At 72.8% G+C, this 20,353-nt stretch carries 20 protein-coding genes and 1 riboswitch; of the genes, 17 read left to right on the forward strand and 3 right to left on the reverse strand.

What is annotated here, in order from left to right; translation table 11 throughout:
• Positions 1–51: 51 nt before the first annotated feature.
• Positions 52–996, forward strand: coding sequence for a cation diffusion facilitator family transporter (locus H958_RS37570; RefSeq protein ID WP_051324291.1), 945 nt, complete (start codon positions 52–54; stop codon positions 994–996).
• Between the two features lie 768 nt (positions 997–1,764).
• Here the strand turns inward: H958_RS37570 and H958_RS47560 are convergent.
• Complete coding sequence (locus H958_RS47560) at positions 1,765–1,905, reverse strand: hypothetical protein (RefSeq protein ID WP_196807359.1); 141 nt, start codon at positions 1,903–1,905, stop codon at positions 1,765–1,767.
• A 26-nt stretch (positions 1,906–1,931) separates the two neighbouring features.
• On the opposite strand from H958_RS47560, the gene H958_RS0115275 reads away from it, so the two are divergent.
• The 10 genes from H958_RS0115275 to H958_RS0115320 all read left to right on the forward strand — a co-directional run bounded on the left by H958_RS0115275 (position 1,932) and on the right by H958_RS0115320 (position 11,114).
• On the forward strand, positions 1,932–2,363 hold the full coding sequence (locus H958_RS0115275; RefSeq protein WP_028059309.1) for a hypothetical protein: 432 nt from the start codon (positions 1,932–1,934) through the stop codon (positions 2,361–2,363).
• A gap of 187 nt (positions 2,364–2,550) precedes the next feature.
• Positions 2,551–2,823: an HU family DNA-binding protein gene (locus H958_RS0115280; RefSeq protein ID WP_028059310.1), complete on the forward strand. Its 273-nt coding sequence runs from the start codon at positions 2,551–2,553 to the stop codon at positions 2,821–2,823.
• Between the two features lie 370 nt (positions 2,824–3,193).
• Positions 3,194–4,222 carry an orotidine-5'-phosphate decarboxylase gene (pyrF, locus tag H958_RS37575; RefSeq protein WP_051324292.1) on the forward strand — a complete coding sequence of 343 codons (1,029 nt, stop codon included), beginning with the start codon at positions 3,194–3,196 and terminating at the stop codon, positions 4,220–4,222.
• 32 nt (positions 4,223–4,254) lie between these two features.
• Positions 4,255–4,587, forward strand: a complete 333-nt coding sequence (locus tag H958_RS0115290) for a LysM peptidoglycan-binding domain-containing protein (protein WP_028059311.1) — start codon at positions 4,255–4,257, stop codon at positions 4,585–4,587.
• Positions 4,584–5,822 (forward strand): D-alanyl-D-alanine carboxypeptidase family protein, encoded by a 1,239-nt coding sequence (locus tag H958_RS0115295; RefSeq protein WP_028059312.1) that lies wholly within the window; start codon positions 4,584–4,586, stop codon positions 5,820–5,822. Before H958_RS0115290 ends, H958_RS0115295 begins: the two co-directional genes overlap by 4 nt.
• Positions 5,819–6,787 (forward strand): 1-phosphofructokinase family hexose kinase, encoded by a 969-nt coding sequence (locus tag H958_RS0115300; protein ID WP_028059313.1) that lies wholly within the window; start codon positions 5,819–5,821, stop codon positions 6,785–6,787. Before H958_RS0115295 ends, H958_RS0115300 begins: the two co-directional genes overlap by 4 nt.
• Before the next feature lie 113 nt (positions 6,788–6,900).
• The gene (locus tag H958_RS37580; protein ID WP_037410166.1) at positions 6,901–8,091 is read left to right on the forward strand and encodes a GuaB3 family IMP dehydrogenase-related protein; all 1,191 of its coding nucleotides are present in this window, start codon (positions 6,901–6,903) and stop codon (positions 8,089–8,091) included.
• Positions 8,092–8,194: 103 nt separating this feature from the next.
• Positions 8,195–9,751, forward strand: a complete 1,557-nt coding sequence (gene guaA, locus H958_RS0115310; protein WP_028059314.1) for a glutamine-hydrolyzing GMP synthase — start codon at positions 8,195–8,197, stop codon at positions 9,749–9,751.
• Complete coding sequence (locus tag H958_RS0115315; RefSeq protein ID WP_028059315.1) at positions 9,742–10,008, forward strand: hypothetical protein; 267 nt, start codon at positions 9,742–9,744, stop codon at positions 10,006–10,008. The genes guaA and H958_RS0115315 overlap by 10 nt, the downstream gene beginning before the upstream one ends.
• An 11-nt stretch (positions 10,009–10,019) precedes the next feature.
• On the forward strand, positions 10,020–11,114 hold the full coding sequence (locus H958_RS0115320; RefSeq protein ID WP_028059316.1) for a DegT/DnrJ/EryC1/StrS family aminotransferase: 1,095 nt from the start codon (positions 10,020–10,022) through the stop codon (positions 11,112–11,114).
• A 14-nt stretch (positions 11,115–11,128) separates the two neighbouring features.
• Here H958_RS0115320 and H958_RS0115325 read toward each other — a convergent pair whose 3' ends face one another.
• Positions 11,129–11,860, reverse strand: coding sequence for an acyltransferase (locus H958_RS0115325; protein ID WP_196807360.1), 732 nt, complete (start codon positions 11,858–11,860; stop codon positions 11,129–11,131).
• Between the two features lie 105 nt (positions 11,861–11,965).
• Complete coding sequence (locus H958_RS43415; RefSeq protein ID WP_051324293.1) at positions 11,966–13,165, reverse strand: M23 family metallopeptidase; 1,200 nt, start codon at positions 13,163–13,165, stop codon at positions 11,966–11,968.
• A gap of 127 nt (positions 13,166–13,292) precedes the next feature.
• Positions 13,293–13,434: riboswitch (cyclic di-AMP (ydaO/yuaA leader) on the reverse strand.
• Between the two features lie 109 nt (positions 13,435–13,543).
• Between H958_RS43415 and rplM the strand changes: the two genes are divergently transcribed.
• The 6 genes from rplM (at position 13,544) to glmS (ending at position 20,351) form a co-directional block, all read left to right on the forward strand.
• The gene (gene rplM, locus H958_RS0115335; RefSeq protein WP_028059318.1) at positions 13,544–13,984 is read left to right on the forward strand and encodes a 50S ribosomal protein L13; all 441 of its coding nucleotides are present in this window, start codon (positions 13,544–13,546) and stop codon (positions 13,982–13,984) included.
• 304 nt (positions 13,985–14,288) lie between these two features.
• Positions 14,289–14,819 carry a 30S ribosomal protein S9 gene (gene rpsI / locus H958_RS45130; RefSeq protein ID WP_407641144.1) on the forward strand — a complete coding sequence of 177 codons (531 nt, stop codon included), beginning with the start codon at positions 14,289–14,291 and terminating at the stop codon, positions 14,817–14,819.
• Positions 14,819–16,165 (forward strand): phosphoglucosamine mutase, encoded by a 1,347-nt coding sequence (gene glmM / locus H958_RS0115345; protein ID WP_231379254.1) that lies wholly within the window; start codon positions 14,819–14,821, stop codon positions 16,163–16,165. Before rpsI ends, glmM begins: the two co-directional genes overlap by 1 nt.
• Before the next feature lie 48 nt (positions 16,166–16,213).
• Positions 16,214–17,461 carry an MFS transporter gene (locus tag H958_RS0115350; protein ID WP_196807361.1) on the forward strand — a complete coding sequence of 416 codons (1,248 nt, stop codon included), beginning with the start codon at positions 16,214–16,216 and terminating at the stop codon, positions 17,459–17,461.
• The gene (locus H958_RS0115355; protein WP_028059322.1) at positions 17,454–18,470 is read left to right on the forward strand and encodes a TolB-like translocation protein; all 1,017 of its coding nucleotides are present in this window, start codon (positions 17,454–17,456) and stop codon (positions 18,468–18,470) included. Before H958_RS0115350 ends, H958_RS0115355 begins: the two co-directional genes overlap by 8 nt.
• A 33-nt stretch (positions 18,471–18,503) precedes the next feature.
• The gene (gene glmS / locus H958_RS0115360) at positions 18,504–20,351 is read left to right on the forward strand and encodes a glutamine--fructose-6-phosphate transaminase (isomerizing) (protein ID WP_028059323.1); all 1,848 of its coding nucleotides are present in this window, start codon (positions 18,504–18,506) and stop codon (positions 20,349–20,351) included.
• The last annotated feature ends 2 nt before the right edge of the window (positions 20,352–20,353 follow it).

A 20,353-nucleotide genomic window follows, 5' to 3' on the forward strand; every position in this document is an offset into this window, starting at 1 on the left:
CGGTCGTCCCCTGGGCGGCCGCGGGCGCCCGTGGACACTCGGCGGTCCGGCATGACCGCCGCGTTGAGCCGCGACGGCGATCACCCGCGCGGACGCAGCCGCGCGGCCGCAGTCTCGATCGCCTCCAACACGGTGCTGATCGCCCTCAAGGTCGTCGCGGGCGTCCTGACGGGCTCCGTCGCCATCCTCACCGAGGCGCTGCACTCGGGGATCGACCTGCTCGCCAGCCTGATCGCGTTCTTCTCCGTCCGCCGCGCCGAGGCGCCGGCGGACGCGGAGCACCGCTACGGGCACGAGAAGTTCGAGAACGCCGCCGCGGCGGCCGAAGGCATGCTGATCCTCGCGGGCTCCGCGGTGATCGCCTTCGCCGCGATCCGCTCGCTGATCAGCGGGCCGCAGCTCGATCACCTCGGCATCGGCATCGTCGTCGTCGGCTTCGCCGCCGCCGTCAACGTCGCGGTCTCGAGCTGGCTGTTCCGCAAGGGCCGCGAGCTGTCGAGCGCCGCGCTGGAGGGCGATGCAGCCCACCTGCGTACGGACGCCTACACGTCGATCGGCGTGCTCGTCGGTCTGGCGCTCGTCAGCGTCACCGGCGCCCACTGGCTCGACCCGGTCGTCGCGCTCGTGATCTCCGTCGGCATCGTCGTGACGGGCATGCGGCTCACGATCGGCAGCCTGCGCGTGCTCGTCGACGAGGCACTGCCCGACGAGGAGCTCGACGCGATCCGCGAGTCGATCGAGGCGTTCGCGGGCGAGGGCGTCGTCGGCTACCACCAGCTGCGCACCCGCCGTGCCGGTGCGCGCCGCTACGTCGACCTGCACGTGCAGTTCCGCCACGGCACGACGCTCGAAGAGGCGCACCACACGGCGCACGCGCTGCAGGACGCGATCCGCGAGCGGCTCGACGGCGCCGACGTGCTGATCCACCTCGAGCCGGCCGACCGCGTGCGCCCCGGGGAGGAGCTCCCGCTCGACCCGCGGGCGAGGACACGATGAGGCCGGCTCCCGCTCAACTACCGGGGTCAGGCGACCGGCAGCGCTGCGCATGCGCCCCGGCGAGCTCTGTGCTTCTCGGGCCCGGCGAACTGCGCTGGTAAGGAGCGGGTCACGGTGGCTGCGCGGTTCGCGAGGCCGCGTGATCGATCCGGGCGGGCGAGGGAGGGGGTGTGCGACGAACTTCGAATAGTTCGAAGGTTCGTAGAGCACCCCCTTGACTCGTGCGCGGCGATGATCGCTCGTGCGCGAACTGGCCGCGCCGGTGATCGAGCGTGTCCGTGACGCCGCCGAGCCAGATGGATCCGCATCCCTTACCAGCGCAGTTCGCCGATCCTTCCGCGCGTCCGCGGGCATCCGCGGCGCCACCACCACGGTCGCCGTGCGCCGCGTCGTCTCGTGCGGCGGCTTCTCGCGGCGCCGCCTCAGCGCTTCGGCGCGCGCAAGGTATGACTGGCCGGCGCGCACGACCACGTTCTTCCTGCGGCGGAAGTCGCGCACGACGCGCCCATGCTCACGCGCGTCAGCGTCCCCGAGCACGAGTCCTGCCCGAGCCACGGGGAGGACGAGCCGAGGCCGGCTCCCGCTCGACCGCGGGGGAGGACACGCCGAGGCCGGCTCCCGCTCGACCGCGGGGGGAGGACACGCCGAGGCCGGCTCCCGCTCGACCGCGGGGGAGGACGAGCCGAGGCGGGCTCCCGCGCGGCCCGCGGACGCGGACGCGCTGAAGCCGGCTCGCGCTCGACCGCGCGCGCGAGGACGTACCGAGGCTCAGAACAGGTTGATCGCAGCGGCGATCGCGACGGCCAGGGACACGCCGGCGTAGCCGTCGTAACCGGACAGCAGGAGGATCAGGGCGGCCACCAGGCAGATGCCCACGGTGACGAGCCAGGCGATTCGGGAGAGCTGCATCCGGCGGGGTATTGTCGCGGACGCCGATGACAGCCGCCCTCACGCCTGCTCTCGCGCTCGCGTATCTGCACGAGCTGTCGGCCGACATCCGCGCCGCGATCGTGCTCGACGCGGCCGGAAACCGGCTCGCCGGGCCAGAGCCGCTCGCCGCTCCGGCGCGCGCGCTGCTCGCCGAGGGACCGCTCGTCGGCTCGATCGGCGACCGCGGCGGGGCGTTCGGAGCGCGCGACGAGCGGCACGGCGTCGTCGCGGTGACGGGTCCGTTCGCGCTGCCACGGGTCGTCCGGCACGACCTCGCCCGCGTCCTCGCCGCCCTCGCGCCCGCCCCGGACGAGCCCGGCGACGGCTCCGCGCCGTCCGGCGCCGGCGTTCCGGACGCGACGCTCGACGGCGCTCCGGAGCCCGTCTCCACGCCCGCCGCGAGCGCGGCCGCTGAGACACTCTTGAATGCGCTGTAACGCGGCCCTTTTGGACCCCGTTCGTCACTTTTTCGCGCCACAGCGCGGAATGTCGGCAACATTCCTGCCGCCGAATCCTCGCAAATTGCGGTATTTTCCCCGCGCGCACCACCAAGCGCGTCCGAAGCCGCTGTTAGCTTCGGCCTTCCACCCATCCCCCGAGGGATCACAGGAGGACGCAGTGTCAGTGACGAAGAGTGAATTCGTCGACCGGGTCGCTTCAGCGAGCGGTCTTAGCAAGAAGGACGCCGGAGCAGCCGTGGATGCCGTCCTCGGCTCGATCGAGGGAGCCCTGCAGTCGGGCGAGGAAGTCAACTTCACCGGCTTCGGCAAGTTCCACGTCGCCGAGCGCGGCGCCCGCGAGGGCCGCAACCCGCGCACCGGCGAGACGATGACCATCGCCGCCAGCCGGGTGCCGCGCTTCACGGCCGGCTCGGGCCTCAAGAAGGCCGTCAAGTAGGCGGGAAGAGGCTCTTGTCGGGCGCCGGCGGAGCCTCGCCGGCGCCCGGCCGTGCGAGGACGCCAAGAGTTGATGCCGGCGATGGCGCCGGCTCTTCGGCTTCCAGCGTGACGGCCGGCGACGTTGCCGGCCTCATCGCTCCTGGTCCACGCATCCCCGCCGCCGAGCCGCGGCGAGCCGTCACGGGGTCCGCGCAAGGGCGCGGAGATCAGCGCCGAGTGACCGCACACGGGTGGGGCGATCAGCGCCCAGAGACCGCGCAAGCGCGCGGCGATCAGCGCTCAGTGAGCGCGCGAGGACGCGGCGATCAGCACCCGCCGACCGCGCGACGGCACGGCTCGAGCGCCGGGCGACGCCAGAGGGTGCGGCCATGACCGTCGGCAACGGCAACGGCGCCGGCCCGTCGGTCCCGGGCTTCGGCGACCGCCTCGTGCGCGCCGTCGCGGACCGCAACTCCCAGATCGTCCTCGGCATCGACCCGGACCCGGCGCGCTTGTGGCCGGCCGCGGTGGAGAGCACGAGCGAGGCGCGGGCGCGGCTCGCGTGGACGCTGTCGGACGCCGAGGGCGCCGCAGGCGACGTCGGCGGCGCCGCCGGGTCGGCCCCGGCCGCCCCGGGCGTGATCGCGCGGCTCGAGTCCGCCGCCGCGGTGCTCGCGCACTGCCTCGCGCTGATCGACGCCGCGGGCCCCGCCTGCGTCGCGGTCAAGCCGCAGCTCGCGTGCTTCGAGCGGCTCGGCGCGCCCGGCTGGCTCGCGCTCGAGCACGTCTGCGCCCACGCGCGGGCGAACGGCCTGCTGGTCCTCGCCGACGGCAAGCGCGGCGACGTCCCGGTCACCGCCGCCGCCTACGGCCAGGCGCTCGTGGGGGATACGCCGTCGCCGTTCGGCTCCGTCCCGGGCCTCGAGGCCGACGCCTTCACGGCCAATCCGCTGCTCGGCCGCGACGCGCTCGAGCCGCTCGTCAAGGCCGCCCGCGCCCGCAGCGCCGGCGTCTACGTGCTCGTGCGCACGTCCAACCCGGGCGCGGCGGACCTCCTGGACGCACGCCTCGAGACCGGCGAGCGCCTGTGGGAGCGGTTGGCGACCCTGGTGCACGAGCTCGGGAAGGGCGGCGGCGAGCTCGCCGACGTCGGCGCCGTCACCGGAGCGACCGAGCCCGAGCATCTCGCGCGCCTGCGCGAGCTGATGCCGCGGACCCCGTTCCTGCTCCCCGGCATCGGAGCGCAGGGCGGCGAGGTGGGCGCGCTGGCTCCGGCGTTCGCCCCGGGGCGCGCGGGCGGCCTGGTCACCGCGTCGCGCTCGATCGCCAATGCCCACGAGCAGATCGGCGGCCCGCCTCCCGAGGCGGCCCGGGCGCAGGCCGAGCGCCTGCGCCAGCAGGCATGGGACCTGGGCTGAAGCCGTCATGCCCGCCGCTATGATCGGCACCGATGGCCCGTCGCAGCCCCGCGCGGTTCCTGGCGCCGATCGCGCTGCTGGTGTTCGCCGTCGCGCTCTACACGGTCGTCAAGGACGCGCGAGCGCCCGCCGGCAGAAGCAGCTCCGACGCGCCCGCGCGGGCCTCGGGCACGCCGTCGAAGTCCTCCGCGAAGAAGAAGAAGTCCTCGACGCGCACGCGCCGCACGTACACGGTCAAGCCGGGCGACACGGCGTCCGGGATCGCCGACAAGACCGGCGTCTCCATCACGACGATGGAGAAGCTCAACAAGAACTTCGACCCGCAGACGCTCGCACCCGGGCAGCGGATCAGGCTGAGCGAGTGAGGAGGGCCGTCCTCGCGGCGGTCGTGCTGCTGCTCGTGCTCGCCGCGCCCGGCCGCGCCGCCGCCGCCGTCAAGCCGCCCGACTGCCCGGCCGCCGTCGGCGCGCCGAGCGCGATCGTGATCGAGGTCTCGACCGGTACCGTCGCCTGCGCGCGGCAGCCCGACAAGCGGCTGCTCGTCGGCTCCACGACGAAGCTGATGACCGCGCTGCTCACGCTCGAGCGAGCCAAGCTCTCGGACACGTTCACCGCCTCCAACTACCGCCCGGCGCCGATCGAGTCCCAGATCGGGCTCCAGCCCGGCGAGCGGATGAAGGTCTCCGACCTCCTGCGCGGGCTGCTGGTCGAGTCGGGCAACGACGCCGCGGCGGCGCTCGCCAAGGGCGTCGGCGGCTCGGAGAAGGGGTTCGTGCGGCTGATGAACCGGCGCGCGCGCCAGCTCGGGCTGCACAACACGCACTACGAGAACCCGATCGGCCTCGACGCGGCCGGCAACTACTCGTCGGCGCGCGACCTCGTGACGCTCGCCACCGTCCTGCGCACCAACGCCTTCTTCAAGAAGGTCGTGAACTCCAAGTCGGTGACGCTCAAGAGCGGCAACCACCTGCGCACGTTCACGAACCGCAACACGCTGGTGCTCAAGCTGCCGTACGTCAACGGCGTCAAGACCGGTCACACCAACCAGGCCGGCTACGCGCTCGTCGGCTCCGCGAGCCGCAACGGCATCCAGCTGATCAGCGCCGTGCTGGACACCCCGAGCGAATCCGCGCGCGACGACGACACGGCCGCGCTGTACAAGTGGACGTTCCCGCGCTTCCAGCGGATCCGCCCGGTGATCAAGGGCATCGCGATGGCCAGCGTCCCGATCCGCTTCGGCCAAGGCGCGAAGCTCAAGCTCGTGGCCGCGCGGACGATCCGCCGGATCGTCCTTCGCGGACATCGCGCCGCCGTCGCCACGCGCGTGAGCGCGCCGGCCGAGGTGGCGGGGCCCATCCACAGCGGCCAGCAGCTGGGGCGCGTCGAGGTGCGCCAGAGCGGGAAGCTCGTCGCGACGGTGCCGCTGATCGCCCAGTCCGCGCTGCCCGCCGCCGGCATCACGCAGCGCACCAAGTCGTGGGCGGGGCGCCCCTGGGTGCTGGTTGGCGTGCTCGCCGCCATAGTCGGTACGTTCCTGGTTGCCCGCCGGCGCCGGCTGCAGTCGGCGCGGCGGCCCCAACGAGAGGCGCGCGCCGCATGATCGTCACCGTCACGCTCAACACGGCCATCGACAAGACGCTGTCGGTCCCGAACTTCCGGCTCGGCCGCCGCCACCGCACCGTGGAGCAGACGACGATGCCGGGAGGCAAGGGCGTCAACGTCGCGCGCGTGCTCAAGACGCTCGGCGCGCCCGTGATCGCCACCGGCCTCGCTGGCGGCGCGACCGGCACGCGGATCGTGGACCAGCTGACGCAGCTCTCGGTGCTGTCGGACTTCGTCCGCATCGGCGAGGAGTCGCGCACCAACACCGCGGTGATCGACCCGACCAACGGCGAGCAGACCGAGATCAACGAGCGCGGCCCGAAGGTCTCAGAGCGCGAGACCGAGCTGTTCATCGACAAGCTGCTGTACCTCGCCAAGGGCGCGAGCGTGTGCGTGTTCGCGGGGTCGCTCCCGCGCGAGGTCGACGCCGACATCTACGCGCACCTGATCCGCGAGCTGCGCCGGCTCAACGTCCTGACCGTGGTCGACACGGACGGCGAGCCGCTGCGCCGCGCCGTTCGCGCCGAGCCGGACGTGATCTCGCCCAACGTGCTCGAGTCCGAGGAGCTCGTCGGGCACGAGTTCAACGACGACGAGGACCGCATGATCGCCGTGCGCGAGATGTGCGAGCTCGGCGCCCGCGACGCGGTCATGACGATGCCCGACGGCTGCTTCGCCCAGATGACGCCGCCCGACCGCCCGGAGCCCGTGCTGTTCCGCGTGCGCGTGCGGGCCGGGTCGATCGAGCCGCGCGCGACCGTCGGCTCGGGCGACGCGTTCCTGGCCGGCTTCGTCGCCGCCCGCTATCAGGGCCGCGATCACGCCGATTCGCTTGCGTTCGGCGTCGCCTGCGGCGCCGAGTCCACCCAGCATCTGGGCGCCGGGCTCGTCGATCCTGACCGCGTCGAGCGCCTGCTGGCCGACGTCGAGGTCGAGCGGCCCACGCTGGCACCACAAACGTAGGAACCACCCCCCGCAGTTTGCTGCGAACGCGGTATCCATAAGCAACCGGGCGACGGCTAACGTAGTGGGTTCTGCCCGCTCGTCCCGTCCGCACCGAACCCTAGGATTCCGTCATGGAGATTGAGATCGGCCGAGGCAAGAAGGCGCGCCGCGCCTACGGCTTCGATGATGTGGCCATCGTCCCTTCACGTCGCACGCGCGACCCCGATGACGTGGACATCACGTGGACGCTGGGTCCGTACCGGTTCGAGCTGCCGCTGCTGGCTTCGGCGATGGACGGCGTGGTATCCCCGGAGACGGCCGGCATCGTCGGCAAGCTCGGCGGCCTCGCCGTGCTCAATCTCGAGGGCATCTGGACGCGGTACGAGGACGCGGACGAGATCCTCGAGCGCATCGCCGGCCTCCCGAAGGACGAGGCCACGCGCGAGATGCAGGAGATCTATCAGGAGCCCGTCAAGGAGCACCTGATCACGCAGCGCATCCAGGAGATCAAGGCGCACGGCGTCGTCGCCGCCGCCTCGCTGACGCCGCAGCGCGTCGAGCGCTACACGGATCTCGTGCTGGACGCGGGACTGGACATCCTGGTCATCCAGGGCACGGTCATCTCGGCCGAGCACGTCTCCTCCTCGGGTCATGTGCTCAACCTCAAGGAGTTCGTGCGCGAGCTCTCGATCCCGGTCGTCCTCGGCGGCTGCGCCTCGTACTCCACCGGCCTGCATCTGATGCGCACCGGGGCCGCCGGCGTGCTCGTGGGCGTCGGCCCAGGCGCGGCGTGCACCACGCGCGGCGTGCTCGGCATCGGCGTCCCGCAGGCGACCGCGATCGCCGACGTCGCGGCCGCGCGCTCGCAACACATGCTGGAGACCGGCGAGTACGTGCGCGTGATCGCCGACGGCGGCATGCGCACCGGCGGGGACGTCGCGAAGGCGTTCGCCTGCGGCGCCGACGCGGTGATGATCGGCTCGCCGCTCGCCCGCGCCTACGAGGCGCCCGGCCACGGGTTCCACTGGGGCATGGCGACCTTCCACCCGACGCTCCCGCGCGGCGCGCGCGTCAAGACGACGCAGAACGGCACGCTGCAGGAGATCATCACCGGTCCCGCGCGCGAGAACGACGGCACGTTCAATCTGATGGGCGGCCTGCGCACCTCGATGGCCACGTGCGGCTATCAGGACATCGCCGAGTTCAACCGGGCAGAGCTGATGATCGCGCCCGCGCTGCAGACCGAGGGCAAGGCCCTCCAGCGTGACCAGGGCATCGGCATGGGCGCGCGCGGCGGAGCGGTGGCGCTTGTCGCTGAGTAAGGCAGACATCCCCTCCTCCCCACCCCGATCATCCGACCTTGACGACGGCGGCGCCTCGCTCGGCCATGGGTCCGCGGTCGCCGCGGACCAGCCCGTCGAGGAGCTGGCGCTCGAGCGCGACGTCGCGACCGACGAGGTCGTCGTCCTCGACTACGGCGGCCAGTACTCGCAGCTGATCGCGCGCCGCGTCCGGGAGCTCGGGGTCTTCTCCGAGCTCCTGCCGCATCACGTGGGCGTGGAGGAGGTGCGCAAGCGCTCGCCGAAGGGGCTGATCCTCTCGGGCGGCCCCGCGTCGGTGTATGCGCCGGGCGCACCGCGGCTCGATCCGGCGCTGCTGGAGCTCGGCATCCCGGTGCTCGGGATCTGCTACGGCATGCAGGCGCTGGTGCTCACGCTCGGCGGTCGCGTCGAGGGTGCCGAGGTGGGGGAGTTCGGCCGCTCACAGCTCACGGTGACCGAGCACGGGCGGCTGCTCGCCGGCACGCCGGATTCGCAGGCATGCTGGATGAGCCACCGCGACACCGTGTACGCCGCGCCGGAGGGCTTCGCGGAGCTCGGATCCTCGACCGAGTCGCCCGTGGCGGCGCTCGAGGACGTCGGGCGCGGCCTGTACGGGATCCAGTTCCATCCCGAGGTCGTCCACACGCCCTACGGCCAGCAGATCCTGACGACGTTCCTCGAGGACATCTGCGGCTGCGAGCGCACCTGGAGCGCGGCTTCGATCATCGACGAGCAGGTCGCGGCGATCCGCGCACAGGTCGGCGACGGCCGTGTCATCTGCGGCCTGTCCGGCGGGGTGGACTCCTCGGTCGCGGCGCTGCTCGTACACCGCGCGATCGGCGATCAGCTGACGTGCGTGTTCGTGGATCACGGGTTGATGCGCCAGAACGAGGGCGAGCAGGTGATCGCCGCGTTCCGCGATCACTTCAAGGTCCCGCTGGTCGCCGTCGACGCCGAGTCGCGGTTCCTGGACCGGCTCAAGGGCATGAGTGAGCCCGAGGCCAAGCGCAAGGCGATCGGCGCCGAGTTCATCCGCGTCTTCGAGGAGGAGGCGGCGAGGATCGGCGACGCGAGGTTCCTCGTCCAGGGGACGCTGTACTCCGACGTGATCGAGTCCGGCGGCGGCACCGGCGCGGCGACGATCAAGTCCCATCACAACGTCGGCGGCCTCCCCGAGGACCTCGAGTTCGAGCTCGTGGAGCCGCTGCGCGCCCTGTTCAAGGACGAGGTGCGGGCCGTGGGCGCGGAGCTGGGCCTGCCGGAGCGGCTGGTCTGGCGCCAGCCCTTCCCGGGCCCCGGCCTCGCGATCCGCGTGGTCGGCGGCGAGGCGACCAAGGAGCGCCTGGACACGCTGCGCGCCGCCGACGCGATCCTGCAGGACGAGATCCGCAAGGCCGGGCTGTACCGCGAGCTGTGGCAGTCGTTCTGCGTGCTGCCGGACATCCGCACGGTTGGCGTGCAGGGCGACGAGCGCACATACGGTTATCTGATCGCGATCCGCGCGGTCACGTCCGACGACGCGATGACGGCGGACTGGGCACGGCTCCCGTACGACCTGCTCGAGCAGATCGCGTCGCGGATGATCAACGAGATCCGCGAGGTCAACCGCGTCGTGCTGGACATCACGAGCAAGCCGCCGGGCACGATCGAGTGGGAGTAGGCGCGGACGGCGGATCGCCGGAGGGCGGACACTCGCCCGACGAACAGCCGCACGGCGAGCGCAAGGAGCCCCGGGCCGAGCTCCTGGGGTTCCGCAACCGCCTGATCGTCGCCGTCCTCTTCGCGGCGGCCTACATCGCGACCTTCGGGCCGCGTACGGGCTTCCTTCCGGGGGTCATCAGCGGCGTCCTCGGCGGTGTCGTGATCTTCCTCCTGCTCAAAGAGGTCGACGCCCGGCGCAAGCGCAGGCACCGCTAGCCTGAGCGCCCATGGCCGTCCCGCTCTTCGACACCGCCACCACGCTCGCCGCGATCGACGCCGAGATCCGCGCGAAGATCAACGCGATCATCGACAACGGCGCGTTCGTCCTCGGTCCTGAGGTCCGCGCGTTCGAGGAGGAGCTCGCCGCCTATCTCGGCGCCCGTCACGCGATCGGCGTCGCCAACGGCACCGACGCGCTGGTGCTGGCGCTGCGCGCGCTGGGCGTCGGCCCCGGCGACGAGGTGATCGTGCCCGCGTTCACGTTCTACGCGTCGGCGGAGGCGATCCCGCACACCGGCGCGCGGCCTGTGTTCTGCGACATCGATCCCGAGACGTTCGTGATCACGCCCGAGACCGTCCGCGCGGCGCTCACGCCGCGGACCAAGGCGGTGGTCGCGGTGCATCTCTTCGGGAATGTCGCGCCGGTCGAGGAGATCGAGGCGCTCGGCGTGCCGGTCGTCGAGGACGCCGCGCAGGCCGCCGGCACCGTGCTGGCCGACGGCCGCCGCCCCGGAGCGCTCGCCACGATCGGGACGTTCTCCTTCTATCCGTCCAAGAACCTCGGCGCGTTCGGGGACGGCGGCGCCGTCGTGACCAACGACGCCGCGCTGGACGAGCGGGTCCGCACGCTGCGCTTCCACGGCTCGCGCGACAAGAAGACGTTCGAGCTGATCGGCCACAACTCCCGCCTCGACGAGCTCCAGGCCGGCATCCTGCGCGTCCAGTTGCCGCACCTGGACGCGTGGTGCGACGGCCGCCGCGCCGCCGGGCGCCACTACGAACAGGCGGGCCTCGGCGAGCTCGCAGCGCTCCCGGTCCCGACGCCCGGCGCCGAGCCCGCGTGGCACCTGTACGTGATCCGCCACGATCGCTCCGACGAGCTGCACCGCACGCTGACCGAGGCCGGGATCGGCGCCCGTCCCTACTACCGCGTGCCGGCGCACAAGCAGCCGGCGATGCGCGAGTGGGGCGACGTCGAGCTGCCCGGGACCGACGAGGCGGCGCGCACGCACCTCGCGATCCCGATGAGCCCGGTGCTCGGCCGCGAGCAGGCGGACGAGGTCGTCGCCGCGGCGAGCTTGCTGGCGCCGGCGATCCGGTAGGCGCGCGGGCGGGCCTACCGCCAGCGCTCGAGCAGGTCCTCGGGCTCGACCTCGCGCACGACGCGGGCGGGGACGCCCATCGCCACGCCGCGCGCGGGCACGTCGCGCGTCACCACCGCGCCGGCGGCGACGAACGCCTCCTCGCCGATCTCCACGCCGGGGCACAGGACGACGCCGCCGCCGACCCGGCACGCGCGGCGCAGCACCGCGCCGCGCAGCGCGTAGGCGGCGTCGTGGCGGCCCATCGTGTCGTCGTTGGTCGTGCACGCGCCCGGGCCGACGAAGACGTCGTCCTCGACGACAGAGAACGCGGTCAGGTACACGCCGGTCTGCACGCGCACCCGCGCGCCCACGACGACGTCGTTGTCGACGCAGCTGCCGCGCCCGATCAGCGTGTCGTCGCCGATCGACGCGCGCTCGCGCACGTAGGCCTGGTCGCCGACGATCACGCGTTGGCCGAGCCCGGCGCCGGCGAACACGACCGCGCCGGAGCAGACGACGGACCCCTCCCCGACCACCAGCCCTGGGGGAGCGTCGCGAAGCGCGCGCGAGTGGCGGGCGAGCTTCGGCGGCTTGCCGAGCACCGCGCCGTCCTGGACCTCGCAGCCGGGCCCGACCCGCGTCCCCGGGTGGATCACCACGTGCGCCCCCAGCCGCGCCTCGTGCCCGATGCGCGCGCCCGCTCCGACCACGGCGTATGGGCCGAGCACGGCGCCGGTCCCGATCTCTGCGGTGTCGTCGATCACGGCGCGCAAGTCTCGCAGCCCCAGAGCCGAACAGTCCCAGCCACTTGCCTCGCCGGCGCGACCGGCGGAGCGCGTCGCGGCGGCTGACCAGGCCGCCGCGACGCGCTACCCGCGCCGGTCCCAAGCGCGCAGGGAGGGGAGTGGGTCGATCGGCTGCCCGCCGGCGTACCAGCCGGGCGCGGTCCAGATCTCGAAGTGCAGGTGGCAGCCGTCGGCGTCGCCGCTGTCGCCCACGTAGCCGATCGGCTGCCCGGTGGCGACGTGGTCGCCGGCCTTCACGAGCGCCTGCTCGCGCAGGTGCATGTAGCCGTAGTCCGTGCTCGTGCCGTCGTTGTCGACCACGAGGTAGTAGCCCGCGCGCGACTGGAAGTCCGCGTGCTTGACGACGCCGCCGTGCGCCGCGACCAGCGGCGTCCCGCACGCGGCGAACACGTCCTGGCCCTGATGGCCGCGGCCGCCGCCGAACGCCGCGGTTCCCGTGCCGAACACGTGCGGCCCGAGGATCGGGAAGCGATCGCGCGAGAACGCGAACTCGGCCGGCTCCGGCGGCCCGGCGACGCCGGCGAGCGAGACCCGGAAGGCGTACTCGCCGTCGCGCTGGAGGTTCCCGCCGGCGGTGCCGTCCCACGTCACCGTCTGGGCGGCCTCCGGGGCGACCTGCGGCGCGCTCCAGCGCGCGATCACGACGCCGTCCGAGACGCGTGTGAGCTCGACCGTCGCATCGACGGCCTCCGGCGCGTGGACGACATACGTCAGCGTCGCCGGTTGCGCGGCGCCGTAATACGCGCGCGGGGCGCGGACCGCGAGCTCCACCGACGGCGCCGTGCCGGACAGGGTGATCACCTGCGCCGCGCTCATCGCGAGCGGCGCGGAGGAAGGCGCCGACGCGCGCCCGTCGCGATCCACCACGGCGATCGGCCCGCCCGGCGCGCCGAGCGGCACGCGCACGTCGACCGAGGTCCTGCGGCGGACGGCCGTCGCCGCCGCGACGTCGTCGGCCTCGCCCTCGCCGCCGAGGAACACGACCTCGTCCCCTCGCTGCATGGCCTTCCCGCGCACGCGCAGGAGCGAGCCCGGACGCACGGCCACGCCCGCGCACGCCGACGCGCAGTCGAGCCGCGTGATCGCGGGGCCGGGCGCGGTGGAGACGCCGTAGGGGACCGGCTTCGACGACGGCACCGGCGTGGGCAGCGATGACCGCACGGGCGCCGCGTCCGGGACGACGACGCCGCCGGCGGACGGCGCGGGCGTGCCCTTGGCGCCGCCGGCGGGCTGCGCGCAGACGGGCGCGGCGGCGATCAGCACGGCGATCGCGGCGGCCGCGAACGCGCGCGCGAAACGAGTCGGCGCGACTCCACGCGCCGCCCCTGCATATGCCGTTCTCCGCCCGCGCGCCGGCGCGGCCCGGAGCCCCCTGGGACCCAAACGTGCCCTCTCGACTTCGCGCCGGCCTACGGAGTTAGCTGACGGGCTCGCGCGGTGACCTTCGCGCTACCAGGCGGCAATGCCTGGATTCGCCCCAACGTTCGGTTCCCCCGCTCCATCTTCCTGGACGGATTCGGCCGACTGGGAACGCGCGCAATATACAGATGCGCGGGGCACCGCGGCCCCGAACGCGTTGCTAGAGTGATCGGCCGCCGCGCGGACCCGCGTGGTCGGACCGCGCCCAAAGCACTCGAGATCGTGAAGACCTACGTCGCCAATCCACAGGACCGCGAGCGCAACTGGCTGATCGTGGACGCCGAGGGGCAGACCCTCGGGCGCCTCGCGACCCAGATTGCCGACGCGTTGCGCGGCAAGCGCAAGCCCACCTACACGCCGCACATCGACACCGGCGACTTCGTCGTGGTCGTCAATGCCGAGAAGATCTCGGTGACGGGCCAGAAGCGCACGGAGAAGATGTACTACCGGCACTCGGGCTACCCGGGCGGCCTGAAGTCGCGCACGCTGAACGACATGCTCGAGCGCCGGCCCGAGGAGGTCATCCGCCTCGCCGTCAAGGGCATGCTTCCGCGCAACCGCCTTGCGCGCAAGCAGCTGACCAAGCTGAAGGTGTACGCGGGCCCCGACCATCCGCACACGGCGCAGCAGCCGCAGCCGATGGCGCTGATCGAGACGAAGTAGGAGACCAGACTTCCCCATGGCCGAGAACGAGGATCAGGTCAACGAGCCCGAGCGGGGCGAAGCCGGTGAGGAGCGCTCGCGCGAGGCAGTCCCGGCGGAGCAGACCCCGGCGCAGTCGGACGAAGCCCCTGCCGCCGAGGCGCCTGAGGCGCCGGCGGACACGCCTGCCGAGGAGCCGGCGGCCGAGGAGGTCGCGGTCGAGGGCGACGAGGTCCTCGCCGAGGAGGACCTCGAGGAGTTCGAGGAGGAAACGGCGACGCCGCGCGTGAAGCCGGCGATCCCGGGCATGGACCTCGAGGTCGACATCGTCCGCGAAGGCGAGGAGGCCCTCGGCGGCCGCCCGCGCTACAGCGAGGACGAGCCGGACGACGAGACCGACGACGTCACGACCGAGACCGATGACGAGCTTCCGCAGACGATCGCCGACGCGTCGATCGACCTCGCCGCGGGCGCGCGCTATCGCGCGACCGGCAAGCGGAAGACCGCCGTCGCGCGCGTCACGCTCAAGCCCGGCACCGGCGAGTACATCATCAACGGCAAGTCGCTCGAGAGCTTCTTCCCGCGCGAGACGCTCCAGCGGACGATCCGCCAGCCGCTCGAGACTGTCGGCTACGAGACCCGCATGGACGTCGTGGCCGCGATGCACGGCGGCGGCGTGTCCGCGCAGGCCGGCGCGCTGCGCCACGGCGTCTCGCGCGCGCTGCTGGAGGCCGATCCGAACCTTCGCTCCGAGCTCAAGCGCCGCGGCTTCCTCACGCGCGACGCGCGCGTGAAGGAGCGCAAGAAGGCCGGCCTCAAGAAGGCCCGTAAGCGGCCGCAGTTCAGCAAGCGCTAGTGCAGGCGGCGGCGACGAGCGCCGCGATCCGCAAGCTGTTCGGTACCGACGGCGTCCGCGGCGTCGCGGGCGACTTCCTCACGGCCGAGCTGGCGCTTCAGCTGGCTCGCGCCGCGGCGGCCCGGGTTCACTCCCCGGGCAAGCCGGCGCGCGCGTTGATCATCCGCGACACGCGCGAGTCGGGCGAGATGCTCGAAGCGGCCGTGGCGGCCGGGATCGCCGCGGCCGGCGGCGAAGCGCTGCTCGGCGGCATCCTGCCGACCCCCGGCGCGCCGCTGCTGATCAAGCGGCACGGGTTCGACCTCGGCGTCGTGATCTCGGCGAGCCACAACCCGTACCGGGACAACGGCATCAAGTTCTTCGGCGGCGACGGGTACAAGCTGTCCGACGCGACGGAGGCCGAGATCGAGGCCGCGCTCGAGCAGCCCCCCGCGGTCCCCGAGCATCCCGGCCGGGTGCGCGAGTTCCACGGCGCGCTGGAGGACTACCTGCGCGCGCTGCACGAGCGGTTCGCCGGCCTCGACCTGTCCGGCCGCCGCGTCCTGCTCGACTGCGCCAACGGCGCCACGTTCCGCGCCGCCCCCGAGATCTTCCGGCGTCTCGGCGCCGACGTCGGCGTGCTCGCGCACGAGCCCGACGGCCGCAACATCAACCTCGACTGCGGTTCCACCCATACGCGCCGCCTCCAGATCGCGATGCAGGCGAGCGAGGAGGACATCGGCTTCGCGTTCGACGGCGACGGCGATCGCGTGCTCGCCGTGGACCGCAACGGCGTCCTGGTCGACGGCGACGAGCTGATCGCGCTCGCCGCACTGCACCTACGGCACGCCGGGCGCCTGCCCGGCGGCGGCGTCGCGGTGACGGTGATGACCAACTACGGCTTCCACACCGCGATGCGGGAGCACGGCGTCGAGGTCGCGACCACGCCCGTCGGCGACCGCTACGTGCTCGAAGAGCTGCGCCGGCGCGACTGGGCGCTCGGCGGCGAGCAGTCCGGCCACATCATCGATCGCAACTTCGTCCCCTCGGGCGACGGCATCGCGGCCGCGCTGCTCACGCTCGAAGCGCTCGGGACCGGGGATCTGGCCGACCGCGCCGCGATGGAGAAGCTGCCGCAGAAGCTCGTCAACGTGCGCGTGGCCGACCGGCGCGCGCTGGAGGGCGCCGGCGCTGTCCACGCCGCCGTGGCGCGCGAGTCGTCGGCGCTCGCGGGTCGCGGGCGCGTGCTCCTGCGCCCGAGCGGCACCGAGCCCGTGGTGCGCGTGATGGTCGAGGCGCCGACGGTCGAGGAGGCCGAGACGGTCACCGCGCGGCTCGTCGCGCTGGTCGAGTCGCAGCTCGGCTGACCCGCCTTCGCAGAAGGATCGGCGCCGGCCCACCGTTGAGTGGGTGGCGTGTACACCGTCGAGAGCACTTCATCGCTGGGCCGGGCGCGCCGCGCGCTCGCGCGAGGCCGCCTGCGCGAGCGCGTCGGCGGAACGGTCCTGCTGCTGGGCACCTGCTCGCTGCTGACCGACGTCTCCTCGGAGATGGTCTCGGCGATCCTGCCGCTCTATCTCGTCGCCACGCTCGGCTTCTCGCCGCTGCAGTATGGCGTCGTCGACGGCCTCTACCAGGGCGCCGGCGCGCTCGTGCGCCTCGCGGCCGGGTTCCTCGGCGACCGCTTCGGCAGGCACAAGACGATGGCGTCGCTCGGCTACGGCCTGTCCGCCGTCTGCAAGCTTGGGCTCGCCGTGATCGGCGGCGCCTGGGCGGGGCTGAGCGCGATCATCCTGCTCGACCGCACCGGGAAGGGCCTGCGCACGGCGCCGCGCGACGCGATGATCTCGCTGACCGCGCCGAAGCGCGACCTCGGCCTGGCGTTCGGCGTCCACCGCGCGATGGACACCGCCGGGGCGATGATCGGCCCGCTCGTGGCCTTCGCGCTGCTCGCCGCGGCGCCGGACGCCTATCGCTCGCTGTTCCTGATCTCCTTCTTCGTCGCGATCCTGGGCCTCGGCGTGATCACGCTGCTCGTGCGCGAGCCGCGCGTGCGGGAGCGCGTCCCGGCTGAGAAGCCTGACCTGAAGGCCGCCGCGAAGCTCCTGCAGGGACGCGAGTTCCGCGCCCTGACGGTCGCCGGCGCGGCGCTCGGGCTGGCGACCGCCAGCGACGGCTTCATCTACCTCACGCTCAAGGACCAGGTCGGCTTCGACAACGCCCTGTTCCCGCTGCTGGCGACCGGAACCGCGGTGCTGTACATGCTGCTGGCCGCCCCGCTCGGCCGTCTCGCCGACAAGGCGGGCCGCGGGCGCGTGCTGATCGGCGGCTACGTCCTCCTGCTCGCGGTCTACTGCATCCTGATGGCGCCCTCGGCCGGCGCGGTGTCGCTGATCGCGGTCCTCGCGCTGCTCGGCACGTATTACGCGGCCACCGACGGCGTTCTCATGGCCATGGGAAGCGTGCACCTGCCGGAGTCGCTGCGGGGCAGCGGGCTCGCCCTGCTGGGCACCGCGACGAGCATCACGCGGCTGTTCGCCTCCGTCATCTTCGGCGCGGTCTGGACGTGGCTCGGCCTGCAGGCCGCGATCGGGCTCTTCGCCGCCGGACTCGTCGTCGCGATGTGCCTCGCCGTCCGCGGGCTGCGAATCGCGAATGCGTAGCCGCGCGATCGCGTTCACGGCGCTCGCCGTCGTCTGCATCGTCGCGGCGGCCGCCGCCGCCGCGATCGCCGTCGTGGGAGCGGGCAACGAGCGCGCGGCGTCCAAGCGCGCCGTCGCGGCCGCGCGGCCGAAGGCGGCGCAGGTGCTGGCCTCCGGCAAGCCCATCGCAGTCTTGCGCATGCTCGACCGCCGGCACCCGGAGACCTACGGCCGCATGGCGATCGCGCCGCTCGACGGCGCCAGGCCCGGCGCGCCCATCCTCGCCGGTCCGTCCTGCGCCCGCGTCGCGTTCGGCGCGGGCGAGGGCCTGTGCCTCGACCTGCTCGGCACGCAGATGGCCGTCAAGGTGCTCGACGGCCGGCTCAACCAGGTCCACGAGCTCGACCTGCCCGGCATCCCGAGCCGTGCGCGCATCTCCCCGGACGGTCGCTGGGGCGGCGTCACCGCGTTCATCGTGGGCCACGCGTACGCCGCGCCGGGCCAGTTCTCGACCGCGGCGACGATCATCGACATGCGCACGGGCCGCAAGGTCGCCGACCTCGAGAAGGACTTCACGGTCACCGACCGCGGGAAGGTCGTGGACGCGCGGGACCGAAACTACTGGGGCCTGACGTTCGCCGACGACGGCGACACGTTCTACGCGACGCTGGCCGCGAACGGCAGCACATGGCTGATCAAGGGCTCGATCCGGGCGCGCACCGCGCACACGATCCACGAGAACGTGGAGTGCCCGTCGCTGTCGCCCGACGGCACGCAGATCGGCTACAAGAAGGCCGTCGCCCACAACCCGGCGCAATGGCGCTTCACGGTGCTCGACCTCGCCACCGGCAAGGAGACGCCGCTGTCGGAGACGCGGTCGGTGGACGACCAACTGGCATGGCTGGACGACGGCCATCTTCTGTATGGCGACGGCAAGCGGACGTGGATGGTCGACGCCGACGGGGCGGGCCGCCCGGAGGTGTGGTTGAACGGCACAGATTCCCCGACAGCGGACGATGCGGCCACGTAGAATGGGCCGCGAAAGCCGGAAAGGAGGCCGACTGTGTGCGGCATCGTCGGATACGTCGGACACCGGCCGGTACAGGATGTGCTCCTGGCCGGCCTCGAGAAGCTCGAATATCGCGGGTACGACTCCGCGGGCATCTCGATTCAGAACGACGGGCGCCTGGACTCCACTCGCTCCGTCGGCAATCTCGAGCGCCTGAAGGCGGCCCTGGAGGGGGTCGGCGACGGCGGCGTCGCCGTGCTCGCCCCGCCCGCCACGGCGGGCATCGGGCACACGCGCTGGGCCACGCACGGCCGCGTCACCGAGGAGAACGCGCATCCGCACTATGACGACGAGGGCCGCGTCCACGTCGTCGTCAACGGGATCGTCGAGAACTACCTCGAGCTCAAGCACGAGTTGCTCGACGCGGGCGCCCGCTTCACGTCGGAGACCGACGTCGAGGTGATCGCGCACCTGATCGCGCGCGGCCTCGACGAGCACGGCTTCGTCGACGCGGTGCGCCTCGCGTACAACCGCCTGCGCGGCCACTACTCCTTCGTCGCGGTCGCCGCCGAGGAGCCGGACGTGCTCGTCGGCGCGCGCAAGGAGTGCCCGCTGATCGTGGGGCGCGGCGACGGCGAGCAGTTCCTCGCCTCAGGCATCCCCGCCTTCCTGGCGCACACGCGCACCGTGCAGGCCCTCGAGGACGACGAGCTGGTCGTGCTGCGCCCCGACCACGTCGAGTTCCTCACCGCCGCCGGCGAGCCGTTCGAGCGCGACACGTACGAGGTCGACTGGGACGCAGACGCCGCCGAGAAGGGCGGCTACGAGACCTTCATGCTCAAGGAGATCCACGAGCAGGCCGACGCCGTCGCCGAGACGATCGCCGACCGGACCGTCCGCGCGGACGGCGTGGATCTGCCCGAGCTCGACGACGAGCTGCTGCGCAGCGCCAAGCGCATCGTGATCGTCGCCTGCGGCACCTCCTACCACGCGGGGCTGATCGGCCGCTACGCGCTGGAGGGCTGGGCGCGCGTGCCGGTCGAGATGGACATCGCGTCCGAGTACCGCTACCGCAACCCGGTGGTCGGCCCCGGCGACCTCGTGATCGGCATCACGCAGTCCGGCGAGACGCTGGACACGCTGGCGGCGATGCGGCTGGCGCGCGAGCGCGGCGCGACCGTCCTGGCCGTCACGAACATCATGGGCTCGCAGGCCACGCGCGACGCCGACGGCGTCGTGTATACGCGCGCCGGCCTCGAGATCAGCGTCGCCGCGACCAAGACGTTCGTCGCCCAGGTCGCCGTGATGTACCTGCTGGCGCTGCGCATCGCCGAGCTGCGGGGCACGCTCGACGCCGACGAGCGCACCCGCATCGTCGGCGCCTTCAAGCGCATCCCGCATGACATCGGCACGCTGCTGGAGCGCTGCGGCGACATCGTCGAGCGCGTCGCCGCGCGCCACTACGACAAGGACTTCTTCCTCTATCTCGGCCGCCACACGGGGCTCGCCGTCTGCCTCGAGGGCGCGCTGAAGCTGAAGGAGATCTCCTACATCGCCACCGACGCGTATGCGGCGGGGGAGATGAAGCACGGCCCGATCGCGCTGCTGGACGAGAACACGCCCGTCGTCGTCGTCGCGACCGACTCACCGGTGCTGGAGAAGGTGATCTCCAACATGCAGGAGGTGCGCGTGCGCGGCGCGTGCGTGATCGCGGTCGCGACCGAGGGCGCCGACCTCGGCGAGCACGCCGAGGAGGTCCTGCCCGTGCCCGCGACGGACTGGATGCTCCAGCCGCTGCTGGCCGTCATCCCGCTACAGCTGCTGGCCTACCGGATCGCGCGCCTGCGCGGCCTGAACGTCGACCAGCCGCGCAACCTCGCCAAGACCGTCACGGTGGAGTAACG

Source organism: Candidatus Solirubrobacter pratensis (assembly GCF_000425945.1).
Lineage (GTDB): Bacteria > Actinomycetota > Thermoleophilia > Solirubrobacterales > Solirubrobacteraceae > Solirubrobacter > Solirubrobacter pratensis.